The sequence below is a fragment of the Streptomyces bobili genome, assembly GCF_002154575.1.
Lineage (GTDB): Bacteria > Actinomycetota > Actinomycetes > Streptomycetales > Streptomycetaceae > Streptomyces > Streptomyces bobili.
Window position 1 is genome coordinate 1 of sequence record NZ_MUBA01000148.1, and the last position, 11400, is coordinate 11400.

12 protein-coding genes are annotated in these 11400 nt (G+C 74.5%); 6 read left to right on the top strand and 6 right to left on the bottom strand.

Annotation, left to right across the window (positions count from 1 at the left end; all coding sequences use genetic code 11):
* From BZL64_RS13100 to BZL64_RS13115, 4 genes are all read right to left on the bottom strand, one after another.
* The coding region (locus BZL64_RS13100) for an AAA domain-containing protein (RefSeq protein ID WP_341868796.1) at positions 1-356 on the bottom strand (356 nt) is incomplete at its 3' end.
* Positions 353-1969: a hypothetical protein gene (locus BZL64_RS13105; protein WP_086769294.1), complete on the bottom strand. Its 1617-nt coding sequence runs from the start codon at positions 1967-1969 to the stop codon at positions 353-355. The genes BZL64_RS13100 and BZL64_RS13105, both read right to left, overlap by 4 nt.
* Complete coding sequence (locus BZL64_RS13110; RefSeq protein ID WP_086769296.1) at positions 1960-3081, bottom strand: hypothetical protein; 1122 nt, start codon at positions 3079-3081, stop codon at positions 1960-1962. The genes BZL64_RS13105 and BZL64_RS13110 overlap by 10 nt, the downstream gene beginning before the upstream one ends.
* A complete protein-coding gene (locus BZL64_RS13115; RefSeq protein ID WP_086769297.1) occupies positions 3032-3982 on the bottom strand; it encodes a phosphatase PAP2 family protein in 951 nt (316 codons plus the stop codon). Before BZL64_RS13115 ends, BZL64_RS13110 begins: the two co-directional genes overlap by 50 nt.
* 189 nt (positions 3983-4171) lie before the next feature.
* Between BZL64_RS13115 and BZL64_RS13120 the strand changes: the two genes are divergently transcribed.
* Complete coding sequence (locus tag BZL64_RS13120; RefSeq protein ID WP_086769299.1) at positions 4172-4768, top strand: histidine phosphatase family protein; 597 nt, start codon at positions 4172-4174, stop codon at positions 4766-4768.
* A 20-nt stretch (positions 4769-4788) separates the two neighbouring features.
* On the opposite strand, the gene BZL64_RS13125 is transcribed toward BZL64_RS13120, so the two are convergent.
* The gene (locus BZL64_RS13125; RefSeq protein WP_086769301.1) at positions 4789-6249 is read right to left on the bottom strand and encodes an NsdA family TPR-like regulatory protein; all 1461 of its coding nucleotides are present in this window, start codon (positions 6247-6249) and stop codon (positions 4789-4791) included.
* A 265-nt stretch (positions 6250-6514) separates the two neighbouring features.
* Between BZL64_RS13125 and BZL64_RS13130 the strand changes: the two genes are divergently transcribed.
* Together BZL64_RS13130 and BZL64_RS13135 are read left to right on the top strand one after the other, a co-directional pair.
* Positions 6515-6910, top strand: coding sequence for a hypothetical protein (locus BZL64_RS13130; RefSeq protein ID WP_086769303.1), 396 nt, complete (start codon positions 6515-6517; stop codon positions 6908-6910).
* Positions 6911-7030: 120 nt separating this feature from the next.
* On the top strand, positions 7031-7900 hold the full coding sequence (locus BZL64_RS13135) for a spermidine synthase (protein WP_086769305.1): 870 nt from the start codon (positions 7031-7033) through the stop codon (positions 7898-7900).
* 21 nt (positions 7901-7921) lie between these two features.
* On the opposite strand, the gene BZL64_RS13140 is transcribed toward BZL64_RS13135, so the two are convergent.
* Positions 7922-8461: a hypothetical protein gene (locus BZL64_RS13140; protein WP_086769307.1), complete on the bottom strand. Its 540-nt coding sequence runs from the start codon at positions 8459-8461 to the stop codon at positions 7922-7924.
* Between the two features lie 144 nt (positions 8462-8605).
* Here BZL64_RS13140 and BZL64_RS13145 point away from each other — a divergent pair, with 144 nt between their 5' ends.
* From BZL64_RS13145 to BZL64_RS13155, 3 genes are all read left to right on the top strand, one after another.
* Positions 8606-9322, top strand: a complete 717-nt coding sequence (locus tag BZL64_RS13145; protein ID WP_086769310.1) for a response regulator transcription factor — start codon at positions 8606-8608, stop codon at positions 9320-9322.
* The gene (locus BZL64_RS13150) at positions 9319-10719 is read left to right on the top strand and encodes a HAMP domain-containing sensor histidine kinase (protein ID WP_086769312.1); all 1401 of its coding nucleotides are present in this window, start codon (positions 9319-9321) and stop codon (positions 10717-10719) included. The genes BZL64_RS13145 and BZL64_RS13150 overlap by 4 nt, the downstream gene beginning before the upstream one ends.
* Before the next feature lie 110 nt (positions 10720-10829).
* Positions 10830-11400, top strand: a 571-nt coding sequence (locus BZL64_RS13155) for a cellulose binding domain-containing protein (protein ID WP_208639430.1), incomplete at its 3' end; no start/stop codon positions are given.

The window sequence follows — 11400 nt, forward strand, 5'->3', positions numbered from 1 at the left end:
AGCCCGGCCAGGTCGCCGGCCTTCGCCGACTTCCGTACGTTCGCCAGGCCGTCCAGCGTCTTGTCGTAGGCGTCGGTGTCACTGCTGTGCAGGCGGCCCACCGGCAGCTCGGGGTTCTTCTCGGCGAGCCGCAGCACCAGGTCGTCGACCTGCGCGTTGGTCTGCGCGACGACCATCAGCGGGCGGCCCGCGTCCGCCAGTTCCAGCGCGGCGCGGACGACGAGCGTGGACTTTCCGGCGCCGGGCGGGGAGTCGACGACGACCCCGCGCGCGGTGCCGTGCAGCGTGTCGCGCAGGATCGCGTCGGTGGCGCGGGTGGCGGCGGTCCCGGCGTCGAAGGCGGCCTCGGTGGTCACAGCGTGTCCTCCTCGGTGACGGAATCGGCGGTCTCGGGCACAGGTTCCCCGGGCGGCCCGCCGTGCGTCCACGGCGTGTCCTCCGGGTCGGGCAGCTTCGCGCCGCCGCGCTGCTCCTGCTCGAACAAGGTGAAGCAGACCCGGTCGCCCTTCTCGGGCACGGACCCCTCCTCCGGCTCCTTGCCGCGGCCCATCTTGTCGACGATCCGCAGCACCAGCAGGCACTCCTCCTCAGGGCCGTCCGCCGCGTCAGGTCCGTCCCGCCGCACGAACTCCGCCGCCTGCGGCTTCGCGCCCAGCGACCGGAACACCTTGGCCCGCTCCCCGAGATGCGGCCGGTCGTCCGTGCGGACGGTGACCAGCGGGCGCGGGCTCGGCCGCTTGCCCTCGCTGTACGCCATGACCACGTCGACGACCTCGCCCGTGAACGCCTCCCCGGCGAGGCGCCGCCCCGCCATCACCAGCGGATCGTCGAGGGCCTCCTGCGCGTCCAGCCGGCCCTGCTCCCGCTCGCGGGTGGCCAGCTTGTTGGCTGCGGTCACCGCGTCGTCGCGGCGCGGCTGCGGGGGCTCGCCGGCCACGACCCGGTCGCGGTGGCCGGTGAACGACCAGCGGTCGCGCGTCCACCGCTCCTCGACGTGCGCCCCTTCGGGCAGCTCCCGCAGCAGGTCGAGGCCCTGCCACACCTTCTCCCAGGTGGGCAGGGTCCGGCTCAGCACGAGTTCGCGGATGGCCCGCTCGGCGGCGGTCAGCTCGCCCAGCCGGTCGTCGGCCTGGAGGCCGTCCTCGGCGGCGGCCAGCGCGGTACGCGCGCGGTCGTAGCGCTCGATGGCCGGGGCGAGCAGCTTGTTGTCGAACGCGGGGTCGGTCGCCGGGCCGGCCGGCGGGCACAGCAGCTGGCCCCGGCCGTCGCGCGCCAGCTCGGCGCGCAGTGCCGCCTCGGCGCCGGTCGCTCCCTCGGGCGGGGCGATCCAGGCGAGCAGCGCCCCCAGGTGCTGGTCCTCCAGGCTGGACTGGCCGGTCGCCCAGTGCCGGCCCAGCACCTCGGTGAGCGCCAGCAGCAGTGAGGAACCGGGCACCCGCGACCGCTCCCCGAAGTGTGTCAGCCACCGCCCGAGCAGCGGCACGCGCGGCGGCGCCGGATACGGCGTCTCCGGGTCCTGCTCGGCCGTACGGCGAAAACGCATCGAGCGGCCCAGGAGGCGGACGTACTCCACGCCCGCGCGGCTCGGGACGATCAGCTGGGGCGCGTCGGAGCACAGCTCGACCTCGACCTTGACGCGTTTGCCGGTCTCCGGGTCGGTCTCACTGCGCTCGGCGGCCTCGACGGCGTCGGCGTGGGAGTCGATGTACGGGAGGACGATGTCGGCCAGCTCGGCGAGGAACGCGAACCGCAGGTCGCGGTCGCGCGGCTGCGCCACGACGAGCAGCCGGGGCGCGTCCCGGTCGGTGCCGACGAGGGCGCCGAGCGGGGCGCCGGCCTCACCGGCGGTGGTCAGCGGCACGAAGACCAGCGGCCGCTCGGACAGGTGCCGGTGGCGGACGGTGGCGGTGGGCCGGGCGCGGCCGGTGGTGACGGCCTCGAGGCGGGCGAGGGTGGCGATCAGCGACACATCGCCCCCAGGGCCTCTTCGCGCAGTCGGGCCGCCCGGCGCAGGGCGGCCACCGCCGGGTCGTCGGGGTCGCCGGCCTCGCCGCGCGCGGCGGCCAGTACGTCCCCGACCGTGGTCAGCCCGCCCAGCTCGGCGCGGACGGTGCGGCCCAGAGCGGTGACCGTGCCGGCGGCGCGGGAACGGTCGCGGCAGTGGAACGCCAGCTCGCAGGCGGCCAGGCACTCGGGCGCATAGGCCGCGGGGACGGCCTCGACGGCCGCCGTGAGCTGCTCGGGGGGCAGCTCGGGCGAGAAGCAGGTGCCGTCCGGGAGGGCGTCGGCGATCTCCTCGATGCGGGTGAGCCGGGCCAGCTGGCGGTGGGTGACCGCGCGCTGCTTGCGGATGTCCACGGCGGACGCGGCGGGCAGGTTGGAGAAGTCCTTGGGACAGACCAGCAGGACGCGGTGACGTACGCGCGGCGCGGGGTCGAGCCGGGCGGCGACGGCCTCCAGTGCCAGCACGTACACGGCGGCCTGGCGGGCGGCGGCGCCGACCTTCGCCGGGTCCGCCGAGCCGTCCAGCAGGGGGAACGACTTGATCTCCACGACCGACCAGGTGCCGTCCGGGTGCACCACGACCGCGTCCGGCTCCAGGAAGGCCGGGGAGCCGGCGACGTCCAGGGCGAGCATCGGATGGTCGAGGAGGGTCCAGGTGCCGGGCGCCTGTCCGGCCTCGCGCAGTGCCAGAGCGGTCCGCGCCGTACGGCCCTCGGGGCCGATCGCGGACAGGTCCGGGACGCTCGCCCCGGTGGGCGGCTGCGCGCGTGGGTCGAGTTTCTCGTGCACCAGGCGCAGCAGGTCGGCGCCGCCGTCGGCCTTCACCTTCGCCTCGAACGCGTTGCCGCGCGTGAGGGCGAACTGGGACTGGCCGAACGCCGAGGGCGAGCCCAGGGCGTCGGCCAGTGCCGCCTTGTTCACGCCGGCGCCGTCGAGGAGCGCGCGCCGGCTGCATCCCGGGTTCGCGGCGAGCGCCGCGAGGGCCCGCGCGTCCAGCGCCTTGGCCGGTACGTCGGGCCCGCGCAGGTCAGCGAGCCGCTGCCGGAGCGCCGTCCCCCGCTTCCGAGGGGGTGGCACCCGGCTCGGCTCCGGGCCCGAACCGTGACTCGCGCTGCCGTGGAATTCGCTCACCCGCGGAAGTCTGGCATCCGGCACTGACAATCGAGGTCTCCGCGCTCCGAGCGGCCACCGGGACGAACGGGAACCGTCCCGCCATCCAGCCCGCGACCCGGTTCGCACGGCGTGTCACCAGCGGGGCCAGCAGCAGTCCCGCGCCCATCACGGCCGCGCCCGCGACGGCGTCGAGGAAGTAGTGGTTCGCGGTGCCCATCACCACGATCGTCGTCACCAGCGGGTAGACGACACCGGCGGTCTTCGCCGCCCGGGTGCCGCCGTGCCGCCACAGCATCACTCCGCACCACAGGGCCCAGCCGACGTGCAGGCTCGGCATGGCCGCGTACTGGTTGGTCATGCCGCCGAGCCCGCGCGGGGCGCTCGCCTCGCCACCCCACCAGCCGTACGAGCTGTACTGGGCCATCGTGTCCACGAAGCCGTGGTCCGCCGACAGCAGCCGGGGCGGGCAGGTGGGCAGCAGGGTGAAGCCGATCAGGCCTATGAACGTCGACGTCATCAGCCAGGTGCGGGCGGCCCGGTACTGCACGGCCCGGGTGCGGAACAGCCAGACCAGGATCACGGGGGTGACCATGTAGTGCAGCGACGCGTACCAGAAGTCGGCCGGCACGCCGATCCACGCCTCGGTCCTGAACAGCCGGTTCAGCGGGTGCTCGGCATTGATGTACAGGAGCTTCTCGATCCGCAGGATCGCCAGCCCGTGGTCGACGGCAGTGGTGACATCGCCCCGCGCGAGGAGCCGGCCCGCGGAGTAGCAGGCGTACACCAGCACGATCAACGGCAGTTCCGTCCACCAGCGCAGCCTGGGCGGAGCCGCCTCGATGCCTGGTGTCTCGGTCTGCGGCATCCGATCGCCTCCCCCTTCGTGTAGCTGCGGCGCCGATGGCACGGAGGTGCCACTTTACGGCCTGTGCAGGCGCCCGATTCCGTACGCCCCCGGCAGTCAAAGACGCTGAGATCGCCCCCCGGGTTGCCCCCGTTCAGGGTGCGCGATGATGGAGGTGTTCCGCCCCCGCATTCCCCCGGAAGGGTTCTCATGGCACCGCGCATCCTGCTGGCCCGGCACGGACAGACGCAGTGGTCGCTGTCCGGCAAGCACACCGGCAGGACCGACGTCCCCCTGCTGGAGGAGGGCCGGCGCGGCGCCAAGCTGCTCGGCGAGCGGCTGCACCGGGCGCCGTTCGACGGCCTTCCCGACGTCGAGGTGCGCACCAGTCCGCTGGCCCGCGCGCGGGAGACGTGCGAACTCGCCGGCTTCGGCGAGCGGGCCACACCGTGGGACACGCTGATGGAGTTCCACTACGGCGCCTACGAGGGTCTGACCCCCGCCGAGATCCAGGCCGCCCGGCCGGGGTGGCTCATCTGGCGCGACGGGGTGCCGCAGGGGGAGAGCCTCGCGGAGGTCACCGCGCGCGCGGACGAGGTCGTCGCGTGGGCCCGGTCCGCGGACCGGGACGTGCTGGTGTTCGCCCACGGGCACATCCTGCGCTCGATAGGGGCCCGCTGGCTGGGCCTCCCGCTGGACTTCGCGGCCCGCATACGCCTCAATCCGACGTCGCTGTCCGTATTGGGCTGGGCGTACGGGGACCCCGCGATCGAGAGCTGGAACGACCTGGGGCACCTGGCGGGCTAGCCGGACCGAGCACGAGCTGCTCAGGCCTTGCGCGGGGCCGAGGCGTGCCGTTCCAGGAACTCGGCCACGCCGGAGGCCCGGCGGTGGGGGAGCAGTACCCGGGCGGTGCCCGCGAGCATCGTCTGGATCCGCGACGACTGGACCTGGTCCAGGAGATCCAGCACTCGCATCCCGGCCGTCGCCGCCTCGTCGGGCCGTCCCCCGCGCGCGAGGTCGTCCGCCAGCTCGGCGGTGTAGAGCGCGATGTTCCGCGTGAAGTGGGGGTCCTGGAGCTGCGCCGCCCGCCGCGCGTGCCGGGCCGCCCGCGGCCAGTCCCCGAGCGTGGACCAGCACTGCGCCTCCAGGCCCTCCAGCTCGGCCTCGCCGTAGAAGCTCATCCACTCGGGGTCGGCGTCCGAGGGGCCTCGCTCGTACAGGGCGTGGGCGCGCGCGAGGGCCTGCTCGCAGCCGGTGCGGTCGGCGAGCCCGGCCCAGCCGCCCGCCTCGCGCAGCGCGAGCAGCGACATCAGCCGGTCGGAGCCGAGCGGGCGGGCGACCCGCTGTGCGGCCTGGGCCGCCCGGACGGCCTCGCGCGGGCGGCCGGCGTCGCGCGCGAGGAACGCCGTGTTGCAGAAGGCGTGCGCCTCCAGTGCGTGGTCGCCGGTCATCCGGGCGGTCGCGAGCGCCTCCGCGTAGTGCGAGCGGGCGTCGTCGAACCGGCCCGAGTCGTGTGCCAGCCAGCCCACGGAGATGGCCAGTTCCCCCGCGCCCGAGTGCAGCCGGTCGGCGGTCGCCTGCCGTACCGCTCCGGCGTCCAGCAGCGCGTACGCGGCGCGCAGCGGTGTCGCCGCGCGCCGGTAGAGCCCGTCGGCGCCGTGCCGGTCGTCCAGCAGCCGGATCCGGCGGACCGCCTCTTCCAGGGCGCTCGCCTCGCCCGTCCCGGCGCGCCGCACGGGGCGTCCGGCCGCGGACGCGTCCAGGGTGAGCCCCAGCGGGCCCATGGAGGCGGCGGCCACGGTGGCTCCTCCGCCGGTCATGAATGCGCGACGCAGCACGTCGCTCTCCTCGTCGTTGTGGTGCGTGTCGTACGGGTCCTGCGTGTCATACGGCTCGTACGCCCCGTGCGTCTCACCGGCCTCCGGCGCGTCACCCGCGGGCCGCTCCCGGACCGGGGGGTGGGCGTCCGGCGCGTCCTCGGGTGCGCGCGCCCCCCGCCCGCGGACGGACGAGCGGGGCGCGAACCCCAGATCGGTGAGCGTGCGGCCGGGGAACATGTGCAGGAACACCCGTTCGTACGCGTAGTTGGGGCAGCGGATCTCCCCCGCCTCGACCCGGCCGACATAGCGCGCGTCGCAGCTCACCCGCTCCCCGATCTCGCGCGCGGCCCGCCGCACCAGTGCGGCGAACTCGGCCGGCGAGCGCTGTCCGCGCAGCCGCCGGAAGGCGAGATTGGGCCGTGCCGGCCGGTCGGGCCGGGGTGGGGTCACCAGTGACGACGCCATGGCCGGGTCCTCTCGTGCGAACCGTCGAACCATGCCGGAATCAGTATGAGTTGACCGATATGCGGTGTGGTCGCCCTGGTTCCGGCGGGCATGAACGTACCTTCTGTGGTTGGTCCGCCACGCAGTGTTTGGCTACAAACCGGATATCTCATCCGCGATCTGCCATGAACTGCCATCCTTTGCGGCGGACTTCCGCGTAGCCGTTGACGTTCTGCCGCGTTGAACCCGGTGGACTTGCACAGTGACCGCGTGAGGGAGGCCGGGAGTGGAGACCAGCCGGAGCGACGATCCCCTCGTGTCGTCGGGGACGGCCTGCGATCTGGTGACCGTGCCGACCCGGCAGGGGCTGGAGGCGGTCGACATCCTGCGCCGCGGGGCAGGCGACGCGGTCGGGCCCGTACTCCACGACGACGGACACGACACCCTCGCCTTCCTGGTCCCGCCGGGCACCGCCGCCGCCTGGGACGTCCCGGGCAGCACCTGTACGGAGACCGACGGCGGGGTCCTCCGCGAGGTCGGACTCGCCCCCGAGCCGCCCGTCGAGGGCTCGGACTGGCTGCTCCCGCCCGGCGAGGCCGACCTCGCCACGGACCCGGCCGTGCTCCAGCGGGCGTTGGGGGAAGCGGCACGGCTCATCGAGGCGGCGGACAGCTGCCGGTAGCGGCGGCGGCACGGCTCATCGCCCGGCGGACGGCCGTCGGCATGCGCCCGTCGGCGTACGGCGCGTCCGACGGGCGCAGGCCGGTAAGCGGCACCGCTCGCCCCCTGCGAAAATGCCCTCATGGCAAGGTCCAGGAACTCCCGGCGCGAACGCGACAGCGACGCGACCGTCAGCGAGACCGTCGACGGCGGGCTCGCCCAGCTCCTCCCGGACCGCGACCGGGCACGGGCCTGGACGCTGCTCATCGACGGGGCGCCCCAGTCGCACGTGGACCTCGACGACCCCGGCCACCTCGCCTTCGAGTACCAGCGCCGGCTCGGCCACGTCATCGACCTCGCCGCCCCGGCCGGCCGGCCGCTGCACGTCCTGCACCTCGGCGGCGGTGCCTTCACCCTCGCCCGGTACGTCGCCGCCACCCGCCCCCGCTCCACCCAGCAGATCGTCGAACGCGACGCGAGCCTCGTCCGACTGGTCCGCCGCGAGCTGCCCCTGGACCCCGGCGCCCGCATCCGCGTGCGGTCCACCGACGCGCGCGAAGGGCTCGGCAAGGTGCCGGACGGATGGGCCGACCTCGTCATCGCCGATGTGTTCAGCGGGGCACGCACCCCCGCGCACCTGACCTCCACCGAGTTCCTCGACGAGGTCCGCAGGGCCCTCAAGCCCGGCGGCTTCTACGCCGCCAACCTCGCCGACGGCCCCCCGCTCGCGCATCTGCGCGGCCAGATAGCCACCGCCGCCGCCCGCTTCCCCGAACTCGCCCTGGTCGCCGACCCCACCGTGCTGCGCGGCAAGCGCTTCGGCAACGCCGTCCTGGTCGCCTCCGACTTGCCTCTGCCGACCGCCGAACTCACCCGCAGGGCAGCCTCCGACCCGCACCCCGGCGGCGTCGAGCACGGCAAGGAGCTCACCGACTTCACCGGCGGGGCCGCGGTGGTCGTCGACGCCTCGGCGGTCGCGTCACCGGCCCCGCCGCCGTCGGTCTTCCGCTAGGCCGGCAGGGCCTGGGCCTGCTCAGTACGTGCCGACCTCCACCCGCGGCGGTCCGTCGTGCCAGGTGCAGAACACCGACACGCGGTCCGCGCCCGAGGCGAACTCCACCCGGATCCACGACTGCGTCTTCCACACCTGCATCGACCAGCCCGCGCCCGGCGTGGCCGAGACGAGGGACGCCGAGGTCTTCCCCAGGTCGAACACCACCCGCCCGCCGTCGGTGTCGTAGCTCTTGACCTGACCGGACGGGCCGCCGGCAGCCGCCGGGCTGCGGGTGGTGGGGGATGCGGAGGGCAGTGCGGGCGAGGAGGGAGATGAGGGCGAGGAGGACGGCCGGGACGGCGGTGGCGTCGGCGTCCGTGTCGGCGCCGGGCGGCTCGTGGCCGAGGCCGTCGGTGGCTCCGACCGCTGCGCCTTCGCGTCGCCCGCCGTCAGCGGCAGGGCACGCGGCGGGTCGTACGCCGTGCCCGCCATGACCGTGTGGACACCCCACCACGACAGCGTGACCGCCGCGCCCGTGGCGAGCGTCCAGGCCAGTACGTGTACGAGTCCTCTGCGCATCGCGGGCCATCCTGCCTCACCCGCCGCACCGGTGTCGCACGGATGTGCCACCGATGTCCCGCCGATGCCCCACCGGTTGTCCACAGACACGGAGTTGTCCACAGGCCCGGATCGGCCTCGGCCGCATGGCGTAGGTTGCCGCGCATGGCAAGTGTTCTCGTGGTCGAGGACGACCAGTTCGTCCGCTCGGCGCTCATCCGGCACCTCACCGACGCCTCGCACACCGTGCGCAGCGTCGGTACGGCGCTGGAGGCGCTGCGCGAGGTCGCCCATTTCCGCTTCGACGTGGTCGTCCTGGACCTCGGACTGCCGGACCTGGACGGCTCCGAGGCCCTGAAGATGCTCCGCGGCATCACCGACGTACCCGTCATCATCGCCACCGCCCGCGACGACGAGACGGAGATCGTCCGGCTGCTCAACGCGGGCGCGGACGACTATCTGACGAAGCCGTTCTCGGTGGAGCACCTCTCCGCGCGCATGGCGGCCGTGCTGCGCCGCTCCCGCTCCGGCGCCGGTGAGGGACCGCCGTCCAGCGTGCTGCGCGTCGGCGGCCTGACCGTCGACCCGTTGCGCCGCCAGGCCGAACTGGACGGCGCCCGCCTCGACCTCACCCGCCGCGAGTTCGACCTGCTCGCCTTCCTCGCCGGCCGCCCCGGCGTCGTCGTCCCGCGCCGCGAACTGCTCGCCGAGGTCTGGCAGCAGTCCTACGGCGACGACCAGACCATCGACGTCCATCTGTCCTGGCTGCGCCGGAAACTGGGCGAGACGGCGGCCCGCCCGCGCTATCTGCACACCCTGCGCGGCGTCGGCGTGAAGCTGGAGCCGCCCGCCGCGCCGCCCGCCGGGGAGCCGCCGCGATGAGGTGGGCCCTGGTCAAGGTGTGTCTGGCGGTCACCACGATGGTCGTGGTCGCCTTCGCCGTGCCGCTCGGTCTGGTCATCAAGGAGATGGCCCGCGACCGCGCCTTCTCCAACGCCGAGCGGGAGGCCGCCGTCGTGGTCCCCGCCCTGTCCATCACCACCGACCGCGACCAGCTGGAGCGGGTCGTCGCGGCCGCCGGCTCCGACGACGGCATGGCCGTGCACCTCCCGGCCGACGGCGGCCGGCCCGCCCTCGACCTCGGCCGGCAGCGTGCCACCGCCGCCGACATCGCGGCCGTCCGCGAGCTGGGCCGCGCCTCCACCGCCGAGGTCCCCGGCGGCTCCGCCCTGCTCCAGCCCGTCGCGCTCAGCCTCGGCACCGCCATCGTCGAGGTGTACGTCCCCGAGTCAGAGGTCAGCAACGGGGTGGGGACGGCCTGGGCGGTGCTCGCCGCGGTCGGCGCCGCACTGGTCGTCGGCTCGGTGGCCGTCGCCGACCGGCTGGGCGTGCGCATGGTGCAGCCCGCCCGTCGGCTCGTCGAGGGAGCGCACGAACTGGGGGAGGGAAAGCTGGGCTCACGCGTACCCGAGGAAGGGCCGAGCGAACTGCGGCTGGCGGCGGTCGCCTTCAACTCGATGGCCGACCAGGTCGTCCAACTCCTGGCGAACGAAAGGGAGCTGGCCGCCGACCTCTCCCACCGGCTGCGCACCCCCCTGACCGTGCTGCGGCTCAACGCGGCCTCGCTCGGGGACTCCCCGGCCGCCGAGCAGACCCGCGCGGCGGTCGCCCAGCTGGAGGGCGAGGTCGACACCATCATCCGCACCGCCCGCGAGGCCAAGCCGCAGACCGCGGCCGCCGGACCGGGCGCGGGATGCGACGCCGCCGAGGTGCTCCGGGAGCGGATGGCGTTCTGGTCGGCGCTCGCCGAGGACGAGGGCCGCAAGGTGCGGGTGGCCGGCGCCGACCGGCCCGTGCGCATACCCGTGGTCCGCGCCGACCTCGTCGCCGCCCTGGACGCCCTGCTCGGCAACGTCTTCCGGCACACCCCGGAGGGCACCGCCTTCGCCGTCGACCTGCACAACGGCGAGGACGCCGTGATCGTCCTCGTCTCGGACGCGGGCCCCGGCATACCCGACCCCCGGGCGGCGATGGCCCGCGGCAGGGGTTCGGGGAGCGCCGGGTCGACCGGGCTCGGACTGGACATCGTGCGCCGGCTCGCGGAGTCGACGGGCGGGGACGTACGCATCGGCTCGTCCGTGCTGGGCGGCACCGAGGTGCGGATCTGGATCCAGCTCGACGGGCGGGAGCCGGAGCGCCGGGGGCACAGGGGCTCGGTGCGAAGACGTCGGCAAGGCGGACGGGCCGTCACCTTTAACCGGTCCCGATCCCTTCCTTAAGCGCGCCCTAAGATCCCCAACCCCTGTCCCTGTCAGGCGCTTTGCCCGTTTCGTGAGCGCTAGCGTGCTGCCGCACCCCACCCCCGTGAGCAGTGAAGGCAGGGCACGTGATGAGCACCCACCGGCGCACCGTCAGAACCAGGACCAAGCTGATCGGGGGCGTGGCCGCCGCGGCGGCCGTGGGCGGTGGCGCCGTGTTCCTCACCGGCACCGCGCAGGCGGCCGGGATCGGAGCCGCGTACACCAGGACCAGCGACTGGTCGACCGGGTACACCGCGCAGTACGTCGTCACGAACAACAGCGGCGCCGCGAAGGCCGACTGGACGCTGGAGTTCGACCTGCCGGCCGGGTCGAAGCTCGGCTCGCTGTGGAACGCCGAGTCGAGCGTCGGCGGACAGCACGTCACGGTGACGCCGCCCGCCTGGGACAAGGACGGCCTGGCCGCCGGCGAGTCCGTCACCGTCGGCTTCGTCGTCAACGGCACCGCCGACCCGGCCGGTTGTCTCATCGACGACGCCGCCTGCTCGGGCGACGGCGGAGCGACCCCCGAACCGAGCGGCCGGCCGACCGGGACCGCGACGCCCGCCCCGACGGCCACCGCGACCCCGACGCCCACCGCGACCCCGACGGCCACCGTGTCTCCCTCACCGTCCGGCACCCCGGGCTCCGGCACCCCCACCT